Source organism: Aquaspirillum sp. LM1, assembly GCF_002002905.1.
Classification (GTDB): domain Bacteria; phylum Pseudomonadota; class Gammaproteobacteria; order Burkholderiales; family Aquaspirillaceae; genus Rivihabitans.
Genome location: NZ_CP019509.1, coordinates 89,319 through 110,983 on the forward strand (window position 1 = coordinate 89,319; position 21,665 = coordinate 110,983).

At 64.9% G+C, this 21,665-nt stretch carries 22 protein-coding genes; 10 read left to right on the forward strand and 12 right to left on the reverse strand.

The features are described 5' to 3' along the window. Window positions 1-15: 15 nt before the first annotated feature. Window positions 16-699 (forward strand): molybdate ABC transporter permease subunit, encoded by a 684-nt coding sequence (gene modB, locus BXU06_RS00355; protein ID WP_077295975.1) that lies wholly within the window; start codon window positions 16-18, stop codon window positions 697-699. Further along, complete coding sequence (gene modC / locus BXU06_RS00360; protein ID WP_077295976.1) at window positions 696-1,763, forward strand: molybdenum ABC transporter ATP-binding protein; 1,068 nt, start codon at window positions 696-698, stop codon at window positions 1,761-1,763. Before modB ends, modC begins: the two co-directional genes overlap by 4 nt. 1,210 nt (window positions 1,764-2,973) lie before the next feature. Here modC and BXU06_RS00365 read toward each other — a convergent pair. From BXU06_RS00365 to BXU06_RS00410, 11 genes are all read right to left on the reverse strand, one after another. After that, on the reverse strand, window positions 2,974-3,207 hold the full coding sequence (locus tag BXU06_RS00365) for a DUF2789 family protein (RefSeq protein ID WP_077295977.1): 234 nt from the start codon (window positions 3,205-3,207) through the stop codon (window positions 2,974-2,976). Between the two features lie 66 nt (window positions 3,208-3,273). Beyond that, window positions 3,274-5,046, reverse strand: coding sequence for an arsenical pump-driving ATPase (gene arsA / locus BXU06_RS00370; protein WP_077295978.1), 1,773 nt, complete (start codon window positions 5,044-5,046; stop codon window positions 3,274-3,276). Between the two features lie 145 nt (window positions 5,047-5,191). Continuing rightward, window positions 5,192-5,548, reverse strand: coding sequence for an arsenite efflux transporter metallochaperone ArsD (gene arsD / locus BXU06_RS00375; protein ID WP_077295979.1), 357 nt, complete (start codon window positions 5,546-5,548; stop codon window positions 5,192-5,194). Window positions 5,549-5,620: 72 nt separating this feature from the next. Next, window positions 5,621-5,980 (reverse strand): helix-turn-helix transcriptional regulator, encoded by a 360-nt coding sequence (locus tag BXU06_RS00380; RefSeq protein ID WP_077295980.1) that lies wholly within the window; start codon window positions 5,978-5,980, stop codon window positions 5,621-5,623. A gap of 42 nt (window positions 5,981-6,022) precedes the next feature. Next, window positions 6,023-6,280 carry a hypothetical protein gene (locus BXU06_RS17155; RefSeq protein ID WP_150125048.1) on the reverse strand — a complete coding sequence of 86 codons (258 nt, stop codon included), beginning with the start codon at window positions 6,278-6,280 and terminating at the stop codon, window positions 6,023-6,025. An 85-nt stretch (window positions 6,281-6,365) separates the two neighbouring features. Beyond that, window positions 6,366-7,133 carry a VacJ family lipoprotein gene (locus BXU06_RS00385; RefSeq protein WP_077295981.1) on the reverse strand — a complete coding sequence of 256 codons (768 nt, stop codon included), beginning with the start codon at window positions 7,131-7,133 and terminating at the stop codon, window positions 6,366-6,368. Further along, window positions 7,117-7,386, reverse strand: a complete 270-nt coding sequence (locus BXU06_RS00390; protein WP_077295982.1) for a lipid asymmetry maintenance protein MlaB — start codon at window positions 7,384-7,386, stop codon at window positions 7,117-7,119. The genes BXU06_RS00385 and BXU06_RS00390 overlap by 17 nt, the downstream gene beginning before the upstream one ends. Next, on the reverse strand, window positions 7,373-8,002 hold the full coding sequence (locus BXU06_RS00395; protein ID WP_077295983.1) for a phospholipid-binding protein MlaC: 630 nt from the start codon (window positions 8,000-8,002) through the stop codon (window positions 7,373-7,375). Before BXU06_RS00395 ends, BXU06_RS00390 begins: the two co-directional genes overlap by 14 nt. A 46-nt stretch (window positions 8,003-8,048) precedes the next feature. Continuing rightward, window positions 8,049-8,528 (reverse strand): outer membrane lipid asymmetry maintenance protein MlaD, encoded by a 480-nt coding sequence (gene mlaD, locus BXU06_RS00400; RefSeq protein WP_077295984.1) that lies wholly within the window; start codon window positions 8,526-8,528, stop codon window positions 8,049-8,051. A gap of 26 nt (window positions 8,529-8,554) precedes the next feature. Next, window positions 8,555-9,340 (reverse strand): lipid asymmetry maintenance ABC transporter permease subunit MlaE, encoded by a 786-nt coding sequence (gene mlaE, locus BXU06_RS00405; RefSeq protein ID WP_077295985.1) that lies wholly within the window; start codon window positions 9,338-9,340, stop codon window positions 8,555-8,557. After that, window positions 9,333-10,145, reverse strand: coding sequence for an ABC transporter ATP-binding protein (locus tag BXU06_RS00410; RefSeq protein WP_077295986.1), 813 nt, complete (start codon window positions 10,143-10,145; stop codon window positions 9,333-9,335). Before BXU06_RS00410 ends, mlaE begins: the two co-directional genes overlap by 8 nt. Window positions 10,146-10,469: 324 nt before the next feature. On the opposite strand from BXU06_RS00410, the gene BXU06_RS00415 reads away from it, so the two are divergent. From BXU06_RS00415 to BXU06_RS00450, 7 genes are all read left to right on the forward strand, one after another. Further along, window positions 10,470-12,365 (forward strand): type II secretion system protein GspD, encoded by a 1,896-nt coding sequence (locus BXU06_RS00415; RefSeq protein ID WP_077295987.1) that lies wholly within the window; start codon window positions 10,470-10,472, stop codon window positions 12,363-12,365. Between the two features lie 44 nt (window positions 12,366-12,409). Beyond that, window positions 12,410-13,267, forward strand: coding sequence for a hypothetical protein (locus BXU06_RS00425; RefSeq protein ID WP_150125049.1), 858 nt, complete (start codon window positions 12,410-12,412; stop codon window positions 13,265-13,267). Then, the gene (locus BXU06_RS00430; protein ID WP_077295990.1) at window positions 13,264-14,961 is read left to right on the forward strand and encodes a GspE/PulE family protein; all 1,698 of its coding nucleotides are present in this window, start codon (window positions 13,264-13,266) and stop codon (window positions 14,959-14,961) included. Before BXU06_RS00425 ends, BXU06_RS00430 begins: the two co-directional genes overlap by 4 nt. A gap of 62 nt (window positions 14,962-15,023) precedes the next feature. Beyond that, window positions 15,024-16,229 (forward strand): type II secretion system F family protein, encoded by a 1,206-nt coding sequence (locus BXU06_RS00435; RefSeq protein WP_077295991.1) that lies wholly within the window; start codon window positions 15,024-15,026, stop codon window positions 16,227-16,229. Continuing rightward, window positions 16,229-17,647, forward strand: coding sequence for a hypothetical protein (locus BXU06_RS00440; protein WP_077295992.1), 1,419 nt, complete (start codon window positions 16,229-16,231; stop codon window positions 17,645-17,647). The genes BXU06_RS00435 and BXU06_RS00440 overlap by 1 nt, the downstream gene beginning before the upstream one ends. Continuing rightward, a complete protein-coding gene (locus tag BXU06_RS00445) occupies window positions 17,644-18,228 on the forward strand; it encodes a hypothetical protein (protein WP_077295993.1) in 585 nt (194 codons plus the stop codon). The genes BXU06_RS00440 and BXU06_RS00445 overlap by 4 nt, the downstream gene beginning before the upstream one ends. A 185-nt stretch (window positions 18,229-18,413) precedes the next feature. Then, window positions 18,414-18,959, forward strand: coding sequence for a YaeQ family protein (locus tag BXU06_RS00450; RefSeq protein ID WP_077295994.1), 546 nt, complete (start codon window positions 18,414-18,416; stop codon window positions 18,957-18,959). A 75-nt stretch (window positions 18,960-19,034) separates the two neighbouring features. On the opposite strand, the gene BXU06_RS00455 is transcribed toward BXU06_RS00450, so the two are convergent. Beyond that, window positions 19,035-19,544: a type II secretion system protein gene (locus BXU06_RS00455; protein WP_077295995.1), complete on the reverse strand. Its 510-nt coding sequence runs from the start codon at window positions 19,542-19,544 to the stop codon at window positions 19,035-19,037. A 768-nt stretch (window positions 19,545-20,312) separates the two neighbouring features. Between BXU06_RS00455 and bioA the strand changes: the two genes are divergently transcribed. Then, window positions 20,313-21,662: an adenosylmethionine--8-amino-7-oxononanoate transaminase gene (gene bioA / locus BXU06_RS00460; RefSeq protein WP_077295996.1), complete on the forward strand. Its 1,350-nt coding sequence runs from the start codon at window positions 20,313-20,315 to the stop codon at window positions 21,660-21,662. Window positions 21,663-21,665: the final 3 nt, after the last annotated feature.

A 21,665-nucleotide genomic window follows, 5' to 3' on the forward strand; every position in this document is an offset into this window, starting at 1 on the left:
CGATCTGGAGACAACATGCTGACTGACAATGACCTGCAAGCCATCTGGCTGACCGTGCGTCTGGCGGGGGTGGTGACCCTGATCCTGCTGCTGCTGGGCACACCGCTGGCCTGGTGGCTGGCGCGCAGCAAGGCCTGGTGGAAAGGGCCGATTGGCGCGGTGGTGGCGCTGCCGCTGGTGTTGCCGCCGTCGGTGCTCGGCTTTTATCTGCTGCTGGCCATGGGGCCGCACGGCCCGGTGGGGCAGTTTACCCAGTGGCTGGGCATCGGCCCACTGCCGTTTACCTTTTGGGGACTGGTGCTGGCCTCGGTGTTCTATTCACTGCCGTTTATGGTGCAACCCCTGCAAACCGCGTTTGAATCGATTGGCGATCGCCCGCTGGAAGTGGCCGCCACCCTGCGCGCCTCACCGCTGGATGCGTTTCTCACCGTGGCCGTGCCCCTGGCTGCACCAGGGTTTCTCACTGCCTCCATCCTCACCTTTGCCCATACCGTGGGCGAATTTGGCGTGGTGCTGATGATTGGCGGCAATATCCCTGGCGTGACGCGGGTGGCATCGGTGCAGATTTACGACCATGTCGAAGCAATGGAATACGCCGATGCCCACCGGCTGGCGGCTGTCATGCTGGGCTTTTCCTTTGTGGTGCTGCTGGCGCTGTACGCCTGGCGGCCCAAAGCGGGACAAGGAGCATCGGCATGAACGCCATCCAGGCATGTTTCCAGCTGAACTGGCCAGGCTTTACCCTGGATGTGGATCTTGAACTGCCCGGCCACGGCATCACCGCGCTGTTTGGCCATTCCGGCTCGGGCAAGACCACCCTGCTGCGCTGTATTGCCGGGCTGGAGCGCGCCGCACATGGGCGGCTGCAGGTGGATGGCGAAGTCTGGCAGGATGCACAGCGCTGGCTGCCGGTGCACCAGCGCCCGATTGGCTATGTGTTTCAGGAAGCCAGCCTGTTTGCCCACCTGAGCGTGATGGGCAACCTCAGCTACGGCATGAAGCGCAACGCCCAGGCGCAGCAGGGGCGGCTGGATCAGGCGATTGAACTGCTCGGCATTGGCCACCTGCTGACGCGCAAGCCCGATCATCTGTCTGGCGGCGAACGCCAGCGGGTAGGCATCGCCCGCGCACTGGCGGTGTGCCCGCGCCTGCTGCTGATGGACGAACCGCTGGCCGCGCTGGATCTGAAGCGCAAACAGGAAATCCTGCCCTATCTGGAGCGGCTGCACGACGAGCTGGATATTCCGCTGCTGTATGTCAGCCATTCCCCCGACGAAGTGGCACGGCTGGCCGATTATCTGGTGGCGATGGAAGCCGGGCGGGCGCTGGCCTGCGGCCCGCTGGCCGATACCCTGGCGCGGCTGGACTTGCCCATTCGCCTGGGCGAGGATGCCGGGGCGATTCTGGACGCCACCATCGGGGCGGTGGATGCGCACTGGCATCTGGCGCGCGTGGACTTTGCCGGCGGCAGCCTGTGGGCGCGCAACCCCGGCCTGTCACTGGGCCGCAAGGTGCGCGTGCGGGTGCTGGCCCGCGACGTCAGCCTGGCCGAACAGCCGGGCAACAGCAGCATTCAGAACGTGCTGCGCGGCCAGGTGGACGCCATTGGCGACGACGACCACCCTGGCGTGGCACTGGCGCGGGTGCGGGTGGGCAGCAGCGTACTGCTGGCCCGACTCACCCGCCGCGCCGCCCATGAGCTGGCAGTGAGCGCCGGCAAAGAGCTCTGGGTGCAGGTCAAGTCGGTGGCCTTGCTGGAGTAAGCCCACGCCGAGATATCTGGACCGAACCTCTGAGGGAGACGCTGAGCTTTTACTTGCCACAGCGAACCACCCACCGCACCCCCACCCCGTCATTCCCGCGCAGGCGGGAATCCAGAGGCATCCACAGCGTGCAGCGGGTGCAAGTTCTCACGACCGCCACGCCACGCTCAACGCCCACGGCGCACGATGTAGCGCGGCCTGGGTTCCCGCCTGCGCGGGAACGACACGTCAGGTAAGGCTCATGCCGAAAGAGGTCTGGTCACCCATCACCTTGAAACGCAAGGGTATATGTGAGTTAACTGACGTCTGGCATCTCTATTTGTTATTTTAAAACAAATACTTGATTTTACTTGCCACAGCGAACCACCCACCGCACCTCCACCCCGTCATTCCCGCGCAGGCGGGAATCCAGAGGCATCCACAGCGTGCAGCAGGTGCGAGCTCTCACGACCACCACGCTACGCTCAACGCCTACGGCGCACGCTGTGGCACGGCCTGGGTTCCCGCCTGCGCGGGAACGACAAGTGAGGTGGGGCTCATGCCGAAAGAAGTCTAGTCACCCATCACCTCGAAACGCAAGGGCATATGTGAGCGAGCTGACGTCGAGTATCTCTATTTGTTATTTTAAAACAAAGCTTTGCATTGCCACGGCGAACCACCCGCCGCACTCCCACCCCGTCATTCCCGCGAAGGCGGGAATCCAGAGGCATCCACAGCGTGCAGCAGGTGCGAGCTCTCACCACCACGCCACGCTCAACGCCCACGGCGCATGCTGTGGCACGGCCTGGGTTCCCGCCTGCGCGGGAACGACAAGTGAGGCTAGTAGCCAGTCACGTTGAAACACAAGGGTTCATGTCGCCACGAAGAACTACTCGCCGCACGACACCGAGTCATTCCCGCGCAGGCGGGAATCCAGGCGTGTCCACAGCGCACAGCGGGGTGAGTTCTCACGAGCGCTTACCTGCGCCATGCCCACCGCGCACACTGTGGTGCGGTCTGGGTTCCCGCCTGCGCGGGAACGACCCCTCAGGTGAAGTTCATACCGAAAGCGGTCTAGGCACCAGTCAATCGGTTCAAATCATGGTGACTGGCTACTAGGCTCATACCGAAAGAGGTCGAGCCCTCAGTCACGTTGAAATACCCGCGTGCAGGCGAGTGCGCTGACGTCGGGCATCCGCACCAATTATCAGTTTTATATCATGATGACTGACTACTGGCGCAAGCGTACGTCCAGATCATCCACCCACGCGGCCCAATCCGCATCAGCCGCAATTTGCTGGCGCAAGAACGCTTGCTGAGCCGGCTTCCAGAATGGCGCATCGGGCAAGGCAATCGCACTGCTCAACGGGCGATGTCGGGCAATGAAGCCGGCAATCGACTGGGCATCGCTGGCCAGCCCCAACTGGCGAAACAATTCACTGAGGGTGTGAATGGCGTGATCCATGGAGCATCCTTTTCCGGGCGGGAGGCGTCGTTTCGACAACCAGGCCGCCTGTTGCCCTGCCTGGGCTCAGCGTTGGACTGGTCGCGCCTCGGCCAGTTCCAGCAAGCGGGCCACGCCTACCGGTTCGGCGGCCATCAGCGGTGCCACTGCCAGGCGTTTGGCGTGCAGGCTGGCCACCCGCTCGATTTCCTGCTGTTCATTCCATGCCCGTTGCCGCAGCAGGGGCGACGTCGGCTGGCTGGCGGCCAGGCTGTTATTCACCACCCAGGCCCAGGGCTCAATGCCGGCCCGGCGCAAGTCGGCCTGCAGATTGGCTGCTTCCAGCACGGGCGTGGTTTCCGCCAGGGTGACAATCAGCACCTTGGTTTGTGCCGGATCCTGCAACTGCATCATCGGCGTGGTGTAGTGGGCATGGCTGTGCGCCATTTGCCGGGTGATGTCGCGGTGATACGCGCCAGTGGCGTCCAGCAGCAGCAAGGTGTGGCCGGTGGGGGCGGTGTCCATCACCACAAACTTGCGCCCGGCTTCGCGGATAATGCGCGAGAACGCCTGAAACACGGCAATTTCTTCAGTACAGGGCGAACGCAGGTCTTCTTCCAGCAGCGCCCGGCCTTGCGCGTCCAGCTGGGCACCCTTGGTGGCCAGTACATGCTGGCGATAGCGTTCGGTTTCGGCGTGCGGGTCAATCCGGCTGACGGTCAACCCGGCCAGCGAGCCCTCCAGCGTTTCGGCCAGATGCGCCGCCGGGTCGGAGGTGGTCAGGTGAACCGGCAGGCCGCGCTGGGCCAGCTCAACCGCCACTGCTGCCGCCAGCGTGGTTTTACCCACGCCACCCTTGCCCATCAGCATAATCAGCCCATGGCCATCCTGCGCCAGCTCATCCACCAGGCTGGCCAGGCTGGGCAAAACGCGCGCGGGCGGCAAGGCCGGCACCGGGGTATCCGGGCTGGCGGGGGCGGGGTTGAGCAACTGGCGCAAGGCATCCAGCCCCACCAGATTAAACGGCTTGAGGGCAATCTGGTCGAGGGGCAAGGCGCGCAAATTGGCCGGCATGGCCTCCAGCGCCGCGTGTTCGCGTGCGCCCAGTGCCATGGCCAGCGCATCCTGCCGGGCTTCGCTGTCGGGCAGCACGCCATTCACCACCAGATACTGCTGCGACAGGCCAATGGCGGCCAGTTCTTCGTGGGTGCGGCTGGCCTCACGCAAGGTGGCCGGCTGGGCGCGTGCCACCAGCACCAGCCGGGTGCGCAGGGGGTCGGCCAGCGCCGCCACGGCAGCCTGATACTGATGACGCTGTTTTTCCAGCCCGGCCAGCGGCCCCAGGCAGGAAGCATCGCCCTTGCCCGCCTCCAGAAACCCACTCCACGCCCCCGGCAATTGCAGCAGGCGGATGGTGTGCCCGGTGGGCGCGGTGTCAAAAATAATCTGGTCGTAGTCCGCCGTCAGCGCCGACGCCACCAGCAACGCGGTGAATTCATCAAACGCGGCAATTTCGGTGGTGCAGGCACCGGATAACTGTTCCTCGATGCCCCTGACCACACTGTCGGGCAACACCCCGCGCACCGGGCCGACAATCCGCTCACGGTAGACCGCTGCCGCCGCCTGCGGGTCGATTTCCAGCGCGGCCAGCCCAGGCACCGCCGGGATGGCGGTGATCTGATTGCCGATGCTGACGCCAAACACCTGACCCACATTCGATGCCGGGTCGGTGCTGACCAGCAACACCCGCTGGCCGGCATCGGCCAGTTGCACGGCAGTGGCGCAGGCCAGCGAGGTTTTGCCCACCCCACCCTTGCCAGTAAAAAACACAAAATGCGGAAGCTGATCAAGAAAATGCATGGGGTAACTCCAGTGGGGTGAGGCGGCCACGCGGGGCAGCGGGCTAGAAGGACAATGACGGTGGGTCAGCCGGGCATCACCTGGCCTGGGCGGGGCATGCGCCCGCCAGGATCCCCGCTTGCCCGACTACGTAGTCAGGGTGTCGTTAGCAACAACTGCTACCGGCGCAGCAGGCGCTGGCTACCGGTGTGGCGGTGGGCTCCAGCGCCAGCCAGCGCGTCAGCTCGGCGCGGCTGGGGTAGCGTCCGGCCAGCGCCACTTCGCCGTCCAGCAGCACCAGTGGCAGCGCCTCTTCACCCACGCGGGCCAGAAATGCCTTGGCCGTGGCATTGTCGGCAAATGCCAACGGCTGCTGGGCCAGGTTAAAGCGTTCAATCTGCGCGCCAGCCTGCCTGGCCCAGTCTACGTCGGCGGCAAAGCTGACCAGCGCCTGATCCACTTCAACGCCACACACGCCTGTGTTACAGCACAGGGCCGGATCGAATACCTGAAGGGTTTTCATTGCAATGCTCCATCTATTATTGAAATGATACAGCTAAAAAATCAGCACAGCCCAACCCGGCTCATGCCGCAATCAGCCCGGCGACAACGGCGGCAGCACCCCTTCGGCACAGCCCGACGCTGCACGCAGCTCGGCGCAATACTCCGGATGGTCGGCGCAGCACTCGGCGCTCAGATAAGCAATCAGCTCAAGCATTTGCGCCAGATTGGCCCGATACCGCTGAAAGCGCCCTTCCTGTTCCACCGTCAGCAGCCCGGCCTGGGTCAGCGCCTTGAGGTGAAACGACAGATTGGTGGGCGGAATATCCAGTGTACTGGCAATCACGCCAGCCACCATGCCGTGCCGGCCCTGGCGGACCAGCAGACGAAAGATATCCTGACGCACGCCGGAGGCCAGCGATTCAAACATTTTAGTGGCGGTGTGTTGTTCCATACTGCAACTATACAACTAAAATTAAAATAATAAAAGCCCAGCCTACCGCTGGCACAAGCCTCGTTCCGGCAAAGACAGGAATCCAGGATGTTGATTTTTATGGGTTTTATTTTTGGCGAAAACAATTTTTCTGAATAAATCAGCGCGTCCCAAGAAGAGAGGCGGAACTTCCCTGCACACATCACTTCTGGCAGCGTGCTGGTCAAACGCCTTGCCTGCCGGGGTGTCAGCTTCAAAGATGATCTGGTACAGGCGATTGCGCCAGGCGGCGCGAGTGGGCAAGGCCGGAGTGGCGCGCATGCAGGGGGAATCCCTTGAGAGGAATCCCTTGAGAGATGGGGGGCGTCAGCGGGCACAGCGGCCCGCTGAACACCTGGCAGCGGGTTTATTTGCTGGCGGGTTCTGGCGGCACCAGCGAGTCAATCGAGCTATCGTCCAGCGGGGCCAGGGCGGCCTGGTTGCCAATCCGGCTGTTGCGGTATTGCAGATAGCCATCGCGGGTAAACGAATAACTGTCCAGCGCGGCTTCGTCGGCGGCCTCGGTCAGCGAGAGCACATTGGCGCGGCGGTTAACCAGATTCAGGCCAGAGGCGCTGTTGCGGTCGGCGGGTTGGCCCAGCAGGTAGCTTTGCGGGTTGCTCGCCGAATCGGCCACCTTGCCTACGGTATCGCGCACGGTGGACGGGCCAAACAGCGGCAGCACCACGTAGGCGCTGTTCTGGTAGCCCCAGCGGCCCAGGGTTTCGCCAAAGCCGGTTTTGTACGACGGCAGGCCGGCGGGGGTGGCTATGTCAATCAGCCCGCCCAGACCAAAAGTGCTGTTCAGCGCCACGCGCATGACATCGGAGCTGGCCCGGGCCGGATTGGCCTGCAGCAGGTGGTTCAGCGCGCTGACGGCATCGTCAAAGTTGTTGAACACATTGCTGACGGCGGTGCGCGCCAGTTCGGGCATTACGGCGCGGTAGCCGCGTGCCACTGGCTGGATGATGGTGCGGTCGGCAGCGTCGTTGAAGGCGTGTACCCGACGGTTGACCGGCTCATACGGGTCAAAACGGTTTTGCGGGGTGGCGGCGGCGCAGCCGGCCAGCAGAAAAACAGTCAGCGTGGCCAGCAGCAGGCGGTGATGACCACGGGATTCAGGGTGCGCAAACAAGGTCGTTCACTCCATATAAGGCAATCAGGCTGAGCAGGCTGGCGGGCAGTTGGCGCTGTTGGTGGCGGTGGCCGGCGGCGCGGGCCAGCTCCAGCATCAGCGCCACGGCGGACGAGTCCACCTGGGTGACGCCAGACCAGTCCAGCGCCTGTGCCTGACCGGCCTGGCCGCGCAAGCGGGTGGCCAGATTGGCGGTGTGGTCAAAGGTCACCGGGCCAGACAGGGCCAGCACGCCGGGCTCAGTTGCTGGCATGCTTGCTGCCGCCCATTGCGTCGTTTTTGTCTTTCAACGACTGGATCAGCGCATCGGGGCCGCCCTGGCGCAGGATGTCGTTGAAGTTGTTGCGGTAGATGGTCACCAGGCTGGCACCTTCAATGCTGACGTTGTACACGCGCCAGCCGCTGGCGGTTTTGATCAGGGTGTAGTCTACCTGGGCGCTGCGTTTTTCGCCGGAATTGGCCGGCAGCTCCACGTCGGCGCGCACCGTGGCTTCACGGGCGTCGGCGGCGGTGTTGCTGGGCTGCACGGTGATCTGCGCATTCTTGAAGCGGGTCATGGTGGACGAATAAGTGCGCACCAGCAGGGTGCGGAACTGCTCGGTCAGCTGTTTTTGCTGTTCCGGCGTGGCGTCACGCCAGCCCCGGCCCACCGCCAGCGCGGTCATGCGGGTAAAGTCGAACTTGGGCAGCACCAGGGTTTCCACTTCGCCCCGGATGGCGCGGGTGTTTTTGCCAGTGTCGCGCTTGAGCACGTCCAGCACCTGGCGCGAGGTGTCGCGCACCAGTTCGTCCGGGGTGTCGGCCATGGCGTGCAGCGAAAACGACACAAAGGCACAGCAGATCAGTAACTTGCTTATCAGGTTTTTCATATCAATCACTATCCAGAGAGTTTGAATGCAGTGTCACAGGGGGGGCTTATTGGCTATCGGACGCGCTGGCCGGTTTTTCAGCGGCGTTCAGCATGAATTTGCCGATCAGTTGTTCCAGCACCAGCGCCGACGAGGTGAGCTTGATCCGGTCGCCGGCGGCCAGATTGTCCGGGTCACCGCCCTGCATCAGGCCGATGTATTGTTCGCCCAGCAGGCCCGAAGTGAGAATTTCTGCCGAGACGTCACGGCTGAATTGGTACTGGCTGTCTACCGCCAGCGTGGCGCGGGCGCGGAATGATTTGCCGTCCAGCTGGATATCCGTCACCCGGCCCACCACCACCCCGGCCATTTTTACCGGGGCTTTGACTTTCAGTCCGCCGATATTGTCGAATTCAGCATATAAGGTGTAGTGGCTGCGGCTGCCGCCAGCGGTCAGGTTGGCGGTTTGCAGGGCCAGAAACAGCACGGCGGCGCAGCCCAGTGCGGCAAAAATCCCTACCCATAAATCTATCGTAGCGCGTTTCATTGAATTGTCTCAGCGAGATTCGGCAGTTAAAACATAAAGGCGGTCAGCACAAAATCCAGCGCCAGAATCACCAGCGCCGAGGTCACCACCGTGCGGGTGGTGGCCGACGACACCCCTTCGGCGGTGGGTTTGGCGTCAAACCCTTCAAATACGGCAATCAGCGACACTGCCACGCCAAACACCAGGCTTTTGATCAGGCCGTTGACGATGTCGGTTTGCCAGTCCACGGCATTCTGCATTTGCGACCAGAACGTGCCGTGGTCCAGGCCAATCAGTTGCACGCCCACCAGGTAGCCGCCAAAAATCCCCATCACATTAAAGATGGCCGCCAGCACCGGCATGGACAGCACCCCGGCCCAAAAGCGCGGGGCCACCACGCGGGCCACCGGGTTGACCGCCATCACCGCCATGGCGTCGAGCTGTTCGGTGGCTTTCATCAGGCCAATTTCGGCGGTGATGGCCGAGCCGGAGCGGCTGGCAAACAGCAGCGCCGCCAGCACCGGACCCAGCTCACGCAGCAAGGACAATGCCACCAGCGCGCCCAACGCATCTGCCGAGCCAAAGCGCACCAGGGTGGAATACCCCTGCAGGCCCAGCACCATGCCAACAAACAGGCCAGATACCACGATGATGATCATCGACAGCACGCCGGCAAAATACACCTCGCGGATCACCAGCGGAAAGCGGCGCAGGCTGGTGCCCGAATAGCGCAGGATGTCCACCAGAAAACGGCAGACATAGCCCAGCTTCCACACCGCCTCAATCAGGCGGTGGCCCAGGGCCTCGAATACATTGCGTTGCGGTTCAGCCATGTCCGCCTCCTACACCCAGCTGACTGGCGTAATCTTCTGCCGGGTAGTGCAGTTGCACCGGCCCGTCGGGTTGTCCATCCACAAACTGGCGCACAAACGGATCATCCGAGCGGCGCACTTCGTCGGGTGTGCCTCCGGCCACAATCCGGCCTCCGGCCACAAAATACACATGGTCTACCACGCTGAGCGACACATGCACATCGTGGGTGACCATCACGGCGGTGGTGCCCAGGGCGTCGTTCAGTTGCTTGATCAGCGCGGCAATGGTGCCCAGCGCAATCGGGTCCAGCCCGGTAAAGGGCTCGTCGTACAGCATCAGCGCCGGGTCGAGCGCAATTGCCCGCGCCAGCGCCACCCGGCGCGCCATGCCGCCGGACAGCTCGGCGGGCATCAGCTGCGCCGCACCGCGCAGGCCCACCGCCTGTAGCTTCATCAGCACCAGGTCGCGCACCATGCTGTCGGGCAGCCGGGTGTGTTCGCGAATCGGAAACGCCACATTGTCCAGCACCGACAGGTCGGTAAACAGCGCGCCAAACTGGAACAGCATGCCCAGCTTGCGCCGCAGCGCGTACAGCCCGGCGGTATCCAGCCGGTTGACTTCCTGGCCGTCCACCCACACCCGGCCAGTGTCGGGTTTGACCTGGCCGGAAATCAGTCGCAGCAGGGTGGTTTTGCCACTACCGCTGCCGCCCATGATCGCCACCAGCTGGCCACGCGGAATGCGCAGGCTGATGCCGTCCAGAATGCGGCGCGAGCCATAGGCAAAGCTGACATTTTCCAGCTCGATGAAAGCGTCGGAGTCCACCGTCAATGTTCAATCTATAAGAATTAAGAAATCGTGCGAGCCGACAGGATACGCAAGCCCGGCCAGCCAGTGCGGCTTTTTTGCACACCGGCAGCGGAAATTTGCCTGACATGCTGTTGAAATAATGCTGACTGGCTAGAAAATCCGTAGACTGCCATGACGCTGTCAGTGGTTTCATCCCAATCTGGATCAAGCGGAGCCCGGTGGCCACGCCTGCGTCAGCGCCGCTGACGCGGTTGGCCACTGACCCTTGCCTCTGCCAGCCGGACCGAGCATTTTAACTTTATCAGTGGCTGCAAAGCCAGTCTGGCCCGGAGTCGTCTGATGCAACGACCTGCTGTCCACGCCCGCTTGCGCTGCCGCCGCCCGGTAGATGGAGCGCCGAATGCCCGGATAAGTTTCTTGCTCACGCCCGCGCGCCCGGTGCTGTGGCTGCTGTGGCTGGCGCTATGCGCCTGCCAGCAGGTTCCGCCGCTGACGCCGGGCAGCCACCTCAGCCTGCCCTCGCCACTGCCCGGTGGTGACATTCCGCCCCCTCTGCCGCCCAGCGCGCCGCCAGCCAAACCGGCCCCGTCTACCCAGGCTGCCTTCAGCCTGAATGTCAGCCACGCGCCGGTGCAGGATATTCTGGTCAATCTGGCCCGCGACGCCAAGGTGAATATGGACATCCATCCGGCGATAAGCGGCACAGTCAGCCTGCATGCCATTCGTCAGCCGCTGCCAGTGCTGCTGGACCGGATTGCCCAGCAGGTAGACATCCGCTGGCAGCGTCAGGGCAACAACTACAGCGTGCTGCCCGACCTGCCGTACATGGCCACCTACACCCTGGATTATGTGGCGATAGAACGCGACACCCACAGCGAAATGGGCGTGCTGTCTGCCGTGGCTGCCGGCCAGGAAGGGCGGGCCAGCAATGCCTCGACCACCCGGCTGACCAGCCGCAGCCAGCAGCATTTCTGGACCACGCTGGTGAAAAACCTGGAAGACCTGCTGCGCCGCGAGGACGAAACCCTGCAGGTAATTACCGTGCTGCGTGAAGAAGAAGTTCGCGACACCACCACGCTGACCGAACAGCAAACCCGCAGCCGCAAGCACACCCTCGCCGGCCCCAGCACCCCAGCGGGTGTGACCGAGCGCGACAGCGAGCAAAACCGCACCAGCCATACCCGCATCCAGCCCGGCCAGCGCTTCACCAGCCGCGAAGACAAAATAGTGCGGGTGACGCTGCACAGCGAAACCGGCGTGCTGGCCGTGCGCGGTACCGCGCGCCAGCAGGCGCTGGTCAGCCGCTTTTTGCGCCAGGTCAGCGCCAGTGCCCGTCGCCAGGTGCTGATAGAAGCCACCATCGTGGAAGTCGAGCTTACCCGCGAATTTGAAACCGGGGTGGACTGGTCACGGCTGGCGCAGGGCCGCCAGCTGGAGTTCATGCAAAACACCAGCGGGCTATTGTCTGCTGACGCCTTGCGCGGCAATTTTCCGCTGGAGCGCGCGCTGGGCCAGTCGCCGGTGTCGCTGCTGTTTTACCAGAGCGGCTCGATTGCCAGCGCGGTCAAGCTGCTGGAGCACTTTGGCCGCACCCGGGTGCTGTCCAGCCCCAAGTTGATGGCGCTGAACAATCAGGCGGCGCTGCTCAAGGTGGTGCGCGACATTCCGTATTTTTCCATCAAGGTGCGCCGCACCGAAGGCATGAACGACAAACCCGACCGGGTAGAGTACGAAAGCACGCTGCACACCGTGCCGGAAGGCATTGTCATGAGCGTGCAGCCGCAAATCAGCGCCAGCGGCCAGGTGTTGCTGCATGTGCGGCCTACTATCACCCATATCCTCGGCTTTATCAGCGATCCGGCGGTGACGCTGGTCGATCCACGGGTCAGCAGTCTGGTGCCCAGGGTGCAGGTACGGGAGATGGAGTCCACCCTGCGCCTGGGCAGCGGCCAGATTGGTGTGCTGGGCGGGCTGATTCAGGACAAGCTCGACCAGCAAAGCGACGGCCTGCCCGGTTTGAGCATGCTGGATGGCCTGGGCCGGCTGTTCAGCCGCAAAACCGACCAAATGGTCAAAACCGAGCTGGTGGTATTCTTGCGCCCCACCCTGATTGACCAGCCCGATCTGGGCGGCGATTTGCGCGGCCTGCGCCCCAGCCTGCCCGATGCCGGTTTTTTTACCGCGCCGCTGCCTGAGGTGCCAGCGGCGGCATCGCGCACCGAGGCGGTGCCATGAGCCCGTCGCCCTCCAACTGGCAATTGGGGGCGCCAGGAGACGCTTTGTCGGCCGCCCACCTGCCCTTGCCGCCGGCCCAGCCAGCCCCCGATGCGCCAGCGACTGACGCCGCGCAGCCCTCAGCCGTGCCAGTGACGCCGGCAGAGCCCGCCGGCCCGTCCCTCCACGGCATCCACGTGCCGCCCACCGTGGAGCCAGTGTCGGCGTGGCTGCCACCCCCGCCACCCCCTGCCTCGCCCCCATCGCGCCGGCAGCAACCGCTGCTGCTGGCGCTGGCTGGGCTGGCGGGTCTTGGCCTGGCTGGCTGGTGGTTTATCCCGCATGCAGACAGCCCGCCACCCGCGCCTGTTGCCCCAGCGTTGGCCCCGGCGGCACCCACTCAGGCCGCGCTGCCGGCGCCCGATCCACAGGCGGTGTCGGCGTTACTGGCCGCGCCCGCCGCCGCGCTGGCCACCCCCACTGCCCCGGCCACGCCGCCGCTGCCCCCGACCGCCAGCGCGCCATCGTGGGAGATTCGCCGCGACGCCGACCTGCCCGCCAGCGACGTGCCCGATGGCACAGGGGCCGAGCCGACGCCACGGGTGGCGCTGTGGCCGGGCGAGGACGCGCACGATAGCGACGATGGCCTGCCCGCTGGCTGGTCGGACTGGCAGCAGGCCAGCCGCGCCGCCGCCCAGGGCGACTGGGCCAGTGCGCTGCAAGGCTACCAGCGCGCCTACGCCGCGCTGCCCAGCCAGCCGGAGCGGGCGTTCAATCTGGCGGTCAGCCTGGAGCAACTGGGTCAGCGCGACGCTGCCCGGCTGTGGTATCAGCACGCGCTCAGCCTGACCGACGCACACAGCGACCCGGCGCTGCTGGCACACTTGCACGCCCGGCTGGCCGTGCCCGAGCCCCGCCCATGAGTCGCGCCGCTTCCCGTGTGCGGCTGGGCGAACACTTGCTGGCCCGTGGCCTGATCGACCGCGACCAGTTGGAGATTGCCCTGGCCGAACAGGCACATACCGGCCAGCCGCTGGGGGCGTTGCTGGTGCAGTTGGGTTTTGTGGCCGATACGCTGATTCGCGATGTGCTGGCCGAACGGCTGGGGGTGGCGGCTGTGGCGCTGGGCAACTGCCATGCTGACCCGGCGGCGCTGGCGGTGTTGCCCGAGGCGCAAGCCCGGCATTGGCGGGTGTTTCCACTGCACTACCAGCCGGCCAGCCGCTGTTTGCAACTGGCGATGACCCAGCCGACCGATCTGCCGCTGTGCGACCAGATCCTGCAACACAGCCATGGCCAGATTGCCCGGCTTGACCCACGCCTGGCCTGCGAAGCCGACATCCTGCAAGCCATCGATCGCCACTATGGCCACCCGGTGTCGCTGGATGCCATCTTGCAGGAAATCCGCCAGGGGCCGGTGGCTGCGCCGCTGCATCCCGGCCTGGCCGACAGCCAGCCGGTGATCCGGCTGATTGACGCGGTGCTGACCGACGCGGTGCTGAAATCCGCCTCGGACATCCATTTTGAACCGGAGGCCCGCTTTGTGCGCATCCGTTACCGGATTGACGGGGTGTTGCATCAGGTGCGCTGCCTGCACAAGGACTACTGGCCTGCCATGCTGGTGCGGCTCAAGGTGATCAGCGGGCTGAATATTGCCGAGCAGCGCGCGCCGCAGGATGGCCGGGTGTCGCTGACCCTGTCGGGCCGGGCAGTGGATTTCCGGGTATCCAGCCTGCCCACCAGCCATGGCGAAAACCTGGTGATGCGCCTGCTCGACCGCAGCCGTGGCCTGCTGCCGCTGGCCCAGCTGGTGCCGGCCAGCCAGCTGGCGGCGGTGCAGCGTTTGCTGGCGCGGCCAGAAGGCATGGTGCTGGTGACTGGCCCCACCGGCGCGGGCAAGACCACCACGCTGTACGCCATGCTTAACCAGCTGAACGACAGCGCGGTGAATATCATGACCCTGGAAGACCCGGTGGAATATCCGATGCCCAGGGTGCGGCAAACCTCGATCAACGAAACGGTCAAGCTGGACTTTGCCGATGGCATCCGTTCGCTGATGCGCCAGGACCCGGACGTGATTCTGGTCGGTGAAATCCGCGACCATGACACGGCGGCAATGGCGTTTCGGGCAGCGATGACCGGCCACCGGGTGCTGAGCACGTTGCACACCCATTCGGCGCTGGCGGCCATTCCCCGCCTGCTGGACTTGGGCGTGCTGCCCGATGTGATGGCCGGCAATATTGTCGGGGTGATTGGCCAGCGTCTGGTGCGGCGTCTGTGTCCGCACTGCCGGCAGCCACAGGCTCCAGATGCCGCCGCCCGTCGCCTGCTCGGCCTGGGGCACGCCAACCATGGCGCGGTGATTTACCAGCCGGGCGGCTGCGCGCTGTGCGATGGCGTGGGCTATCGCGGTCGCCAGGCCATCATGGAGGTGCAACGCATCGACGCCGAACTGGACGCCCTGCTTGGCCAGCGGGCATCGCTGACCGAACTGCGCCGCTGCGCCAGCCACAAGGGCTTCCAGCCGCTGGCCGAGGCGGCGATTGGCCTGGTGCTGTCTGGGCAGACTGCGCTGGAAGAAGTATTGCGGGTGGTGGATTTGACCGACCGGATGTAAGCAGGCCGCCACGGCAGTTTGCGGGTGGCGCGCCCTTCCGGGTTTTGCACAGGAGACGCTTCATGCAGTTTCGCTACCGGGCGGTGCGCGCCGATGGCCAGATTCAGCGCGGGGTTTTGCTGGCAGCGCATCCGGCGGATTTAAGCCAGCGCCTGGCGCGCACGGGCCTGACCTTGCTGGCCTGGCAGGCGCAGTCCGGATGGCGGGCCTATGGCTGGGCGGCGCGGGTCAGCCGACGCGATGTGATTCATTTTTGCTTTTATCTGGAGCAACTCACCCGCGCTGGCGTGCCGCTGCTGGATGGACTGCGCGATTTGCGCGATTCGGTGGACAACCCGCGCTTGCGCGATGTGGTGGCCAACCTGGTAGAAGACGTGCAGGGGGGCCAGCAGTTGTCGCAGGCGCTGGCTGCGCATCCGGCGGTGTTTTCGCCATTGATGGTTGGGTTGGTGGCGGCGGGCGAGCTGGCCGGCACGCTGGCCGATGTGCTGCAACGGCTGACCGACACACTGAAGCGCCAGGATGAATTGCGCGCCCACACCAGACGCCTGCTGCTCTATCCAATGTTTTTGCTGGCGCTGGTGGGCGCGGTGGCCGGGTTTATGCTGGCGTATCTGGTGCCGCAGCTGGCCAGTTTTTTGCAGTCGGTGGGCGAAAGCCTGCCCTTGTCCACCCGGCTGCTGCTGGAGCTGTCGGCGTTGTTGCGCAGTTATGGCCTGCCGGCGCTGCTGGGTGGGCTGGCGCTGGTGATGAGCTGGCGGCTGGTGTTGCGCCGCCAGCCCGGCCTGGCCCGACTGGCCGACCGGCTGAAGCTGCGCGCGCCGCTGTTTGGCCCGGTGTGGCAAAAAATCATTCTGGCGCGCTTTGCCAGTGAATTCGGCATGCTGTTTGCCGCTGGCATTCCGCTGCTGGACAGCCTGCGCATGAGCGAGCAGGTGCTGGGCAACCGCGAAATTGAAGCCGGGGTGGCGGCTGCGCGCCAGTTGATTGGCGAAGGCCATGGCATCAGCGACAGCTTTGCCCTGACCGATATGTTTCCGCCGCTGGTGGTGCGCATGCTGCAAATTGGTGAAACCACTGGCGAGCTGGAACGGGCGCTGGACAATGTGGCGTATTTTTACCGGCGCGACGTACAGGAATCGGTAGACCGGCTGCTGGCGCTGATTGAACCCACGCTGACCGCTGCGCTGGGCCTGCTGTTGCTGTGGGTGATCAGCGCGGTGATGGCCCCGGTGTACGGCATGCTCAGCCAGCTGGGAGGGCGCTGATGGCCAACCTTGGGGTGATTCTGACCGACGCTGCCGCCTGGGTGTGGAGCCTGGACGGCCCGCCTGCACCCTGGCTGCGGCTGGACGCCAGCGCGGATGGCCACGCCGCCTTGTTGCGCTGGCTGGGCCAGCACAGCGGTGAACTGCGCTGTCATGTGCTGGTGGATCTGGGCAGTGAAACCCTGTGCCACACCCGCCAGCCAGCGCTGTCCTGGTTCAACCGCCGCGCGCTGGCGCGCGTGCAGCAAGGCCAGTGGTTTGCCGCCGACGGGGTGGCCCGTCTGCGCTGGCTGCCGCGCCAGCGCGGCCAGGACGTACTGTCTGGTTGCGGGTTGAATGCCTCGGCGTCGCTGCTCACCTGGCTACACCTGCTGGCCAGCAGCCAGGCCGGGGTGGCGTCGCTGCATTCGGCCACCTTGCTTGGCCTGCGCCTGCTTGACCGGCTGGCCTTGCCGGCCAATGGCGTGTTGCTGCTGCATCCGGCGGTGGACGGCCTGCGGGCAAGCTGGCGGCATCATGGTACCCCGCAGCTGACCCGCCGGCTTGCCGGAAGCGACGAAGGCGCACTGAATCAGGAGCTGCTGCGCATCCTGGGTTTTCTGGCCAGCCAGCGCCAGTACGCCGACAGCCAGCCGCCCTGCGTGCTGCTGGTGGCCGCCGATCCCGCCCAACTGGCGCAGCTGGCCACGCTGCCGGCGCTGGCCGGCTGTGTCCTGCACGGCAGCACCCTGGCCGACCTGACCGGCGCGGCCAGCCTGCGCGACTGGCTGGCACAGCATCTGGGCCGCGATGTGGGCGACTATCCGCTGCCGCCGGGTTTTGCCTATCACCGGCTATGGCAATGCGGCCAGCGCATGCGCCAGGCTGCGCTGGCCACCGGCTTGATCAGCCTGCTGGCAGGGGCCGGCCTGTTTGGCTACAGCGACTATCTGCGCCAGCTCAGCCACACCTTGCAACGGCGCAGCCACGCGCTGGAACAGGCCGACCAGCAGCGCAGCCAGCAACTGCCGGTGCTGTCCACCCTGCAAGCGCGCCAGCACAGCGTGGACAGCCTGCTGGCCCTGCACCAGCACTGGCCGCGCTACCCCGACGACCTTGGGCGCTTGCCCGCCCTGCTGGCCGAACTGCCGGGCTGGCGTGTGCTGGCGGTGCATTGGTCCATCGCATTTCCGCCGCCGCAGCGACCGCAGTCCAGCCTGCGCCTGACCCTGACCCCCGCCACCGAAGCCGACTACCGCCACAGCGTGCAGCAACTGGAACACGCATTGGCCAGCCAGCGCCGTCAGGGGGTGAGCGCCACGCTGATTCAGGCCCCGCACGACATTCAGCCCGACGGCACCCTGCGCCCGGAGCGCGCCGAGCATGGCCGCTTTGTGCTGCAGCTGACCCTGCCATCCTTACCCCGGAGCGCGCCATGAGCCTTCCCCGCTGGCCGCAACTGCGCCGCTGGCTGCCCTTGCGCTGCCTGCTGGTGGCACTGGCCGGGCTGCTCAGCCTTAGCGTGTGGTGGTGCGGCTGGGACGCGCTACACAGCGCCCGCCGCCAGCATCAGCAGGCGCTGGCCCGGCTGCAGCATGCCGAACAGCTACAGACCCACTGGCAGTACCGCCAGACGCTGGCTACCCGCTACACCCCCATCTGGCAGCAACTGCGCCAGCAGGGCCGGCTGGCAGAGGAAAACCGCCTGCTGGCGCTGGAAACCCTGTCTGCCCTGCGTCAGCATCCTGGTGTGGACAGCCTGAGCTACCAGCTTGGCCCACGCCAGCCGCTGGCCTGGCCCTGGCCCGACCCCAGTGCCGCTAGCCTGCGCCACAGCCCGCTGCTGCTGAACTTTCGCCTGAGCGCGCCGACCGCCCTGCCCGAGCTGCTGTCTGGCCTGGCAAGCCTGCCCGGCCTGCTGCTGCCAACCGACTGCCAGTGGCAGAGCAGCAGCGACAAAGACCTCTCGGTACACGGTGAATGCCGGCTGGTGTGGGTCAGCGCGGCAGAGGCAGAATAAGCATTGCGCACCAACCCTTGTCTGGTTAGGTGAGGCGTGCTGTGCTGGGGGGCTGCCATGCTTCGCGCTAGCTGGGGCAGCTAAGCGTGGATTCCCTGTGGCCTGGTGCATACCGACGCTGGCGGCCACCCGGCTGGGCGGGTATGCTCGCAGCCTTTGCTGACTTGCCTGACAACGGACCGACCATGGCGCTTAAAGCCACCATTTTCAAAGCTGAACTGAATATCTCCGATATGGATCGCGGCTACTACGCCAGCCATCCGCTCACCATCGCCCGCCACCCCTCCGAAAACGATGAACGCATGATGCTGCGCGTGGCCGCGTTTGCCCTGCACGCCGACGATCGGCTGAGTTTTACCAAAGGCCTGTGCGCCGACGACGAACCCGAGCTGTGGCGCAAGAACTACGCCGATGAAATCGAGCTGTGGATTGATCTGGGCGAACCTGACGAAAAGCGCCTGCGCAAAGCCTGTGGTCGCGCCGAGCAAGTGTGGCTATACACCTACGGCGGGCGCTCCAGCGAAGTGTGGTGGCAGAATATGCAGGGCAAGACCTCGCGTTTCAGCAACCTCACCATCGTCAATATCGCCCCGGAAACCCTGCAGGAACTGGCCGCGCTGACCGAACGCAGCATGCAGCTGCAAATCAGCATTCAGGACGGCCAGATGTGGGTGTCGTGTGACGAGCGCTCGGTGCTGGTGGAAGGCGAGTACTGGCAGCGGGCGGAGTGAAAGCGGCGCGCTGAGCCCCGGCAAGCCCACCCGCCACCGTGCCGGGGGCGGGTGGGCTTGGTACCGATCAGGCGATCAGTCTTTCGCTGCCGGCATCCGTGTGGGCTTGTACTGGCACGGGGCCGGCAGTTGTTTGTGCCAGCGCACGTCTACATCGCTGGCGCACACCCAGTTCACGCTGCCGTCTGGCTCTAGCCAGCCCTTGAGCAACAGGCGTTGTCCGTCCAGGTGGCGGCCCACGTCCTGCAGTTGCACCGACAGGGTGAGCACCCGGTCGCTGGCGCTGGCCTGCCAGCTGCCGTCTTGCAGGCGGCTGCCTGATGGCAGCGCGCCCAGGGTGCTTATCGATAGGCTGGCCGGCCAGGGTTCGCCGCGCTGCTCTTGGCCCAGTGCGTTGGCGGCGGGTTTGATGGCTTCCATCTGGTTATAGGCTTCGGTGGCCCGCTCGCGCACCTGCAGGTCCAGCCAGGACGACAGCGCCACCGCACCTAGCACGCCGGCCACCAGCAGCACCATCATTTGCCCGATCAGCGTCAGGCCCTGTTGTGCGGGCGGAACACACCGCCGTGCAGAAAAATGCTTCATACCCCATCCTGAAAAATGAACATCCTCGCACCCGCGAGGCCGAGATGCCGGCCATTGTGCCGGGTTATGCTGAAAAAGTCATACGTGGCGAGGGGTGCCAAGGATGGGCGGATTTGGTGACCGCACCATAAATCCCGACGCTATCACCTGACCGTTGCACCTAACCGCTTTACCCCCCGTATGCAGCGCCGAGCATCGCGGGAGTTGACTGCGCTGCGCGCAGGGTTGATTGAGGCGAGAGTGCGTCTCGCATCCGCCCTTCTTTCTTTGCTTCGCCAAAGAAAGAAGGCAAAGAAAGGCGACCCGACTTCCGCGCCCAGCCTGCGGCTGGGTGCCCTGCGCTTCTCAACCCTCAGGGCCGGCCCGGGAACTCGCGTCGGCTGCGCCGCCGCTCAAACAACCGTGCCGGACGTCCCCCTGAGGGTCTGCGATGCTCGGCGCTGCACACGGGGGTAAAGCGGTGATGTGCCACCGTCTCTAGTAGCCAGTCACGTTGAAACACGAGGGTTCATGCGCCACGAAGAACTATTGGTCGCACTACACCGAGTCATTCCCGCGCAGGCGGGAATCTAGGCGTGTCCACAGCGTATAGCGGTCTAAGCACCGGCCAGTCGGTTCAGATCATGGTGACTGGCTACTAGGTGATGTGCCACCGCCTCTACGGGTCATTCACTCTCTAGTTCGTCACTGTTCGTCATCGCCCTCTGATTTGCTTTACCCCCCTGGACTGCTAGACTCAAGGCCATTTTTGTCTGCCCGGATTTTCCTATGCACAACGCTGACTGGCTGGCGCGCAGCACCCGCGCCGTCTGGCACCCCTGCACCCAGATGCAGCGCCATGAAACCTTTCCCCTGATTCCCATTGCCCGGGGTGAAGGCGTATGGCTGGTGGATTTTGACGGCAAGCGCTATCTGGATGCGGTCAGCTCCTGGTGGGTCAACCTGTTTGGCCATGGCCATCCGCGCATCAACGCTGCGCTGGTGGACCAACTCGGCCAGCTGGAGCATGTCATGCTGGCCGGCTTTACCCACCAGCCGGTGGTCGAGCTGTCGGAGCGGTTGGGCGCGCTCACGGGGCTGGGGCATGCCTTTTACGGTTCTGATGGGGCCAGCGCCACGGAAATTGCCCTGAAAATGAGTTTTCAGTTCTGGCAGCAAACCGGCCATCCGGGCAAAACCCGTTTTATCCATCTGGCCCACAGCTACCACGGCGAAACCCTGGGCGCGTTGGCAGTGACCGACGTGCCGCTGTTTCGCCAAACCTACGCGCCGTTGCTGAATGCCGCGCTGAGCGCACCCAGCCCGGATGCCCGGCTGGCTGGCCCCGGCGAAGACGGCGAGGCGGTGGCGCGGCGGGCGGCAGCGGGGTTGGAAGCCTTGCTGGCGGCGCATGCCGGCCAGGTGGCGGCGCTGATTGTCGAACCGCTGGTGCAGGGAGCTGCCGGCATGGCGATGTATCACCCGGTGTACCTCAGCGAAGCGCGCCGGCTGTGCCATCAGTATGGCGTCCACCTGATTGCCGACGAAATTGCCGTGGGGTTTGGCCGCACCGGCACGCTGTTTGCCTGCGAGCAGGCCGGGATTCGTGCCGATTTTCTCTGCCTGTCCAAGGGCATTACCGGCGGCTACCTGCCCTTGTCCTGCGTGCTGACCACCGATGAGGTATACGCCGCGTTTTACCATGCCGACATCCGGCGCGGCTTTTTGCATTCGCACAGCTATACCGGCAATGCGCTGGCCTGCCGGGCGGCGCTGGCGGTGCTGGATATTTTTGCCGAGGACGACATCCTTGCCCGCAACCGTGGCAAAGCCGCCGAATTTGCCCCGCTACTCGCTCCACTGCAAGCCCACCCGGCGGTGCGCCATTTCCGCCAGCAAGGCATGATCTGGGCATTTGACGTGGACACGGCACGCGGTGACTTTGCCCTGGCGTTTTTCCGCGACATGCTTGAGCAGGGCTGCCTGGTGCGCCCGATTGGCCAGACGGTGTATTTCATGCCGCCGTATGTGATTGAAGCCGAACAGATGGCCATGCTGGTGGCGGCCACGCTGCGCACGCTGGATGCGCTGGTGGGTGAAGGCGAGGGCAGCGCGCTGGCCGAGCCGGCGGTGCCGTAACCC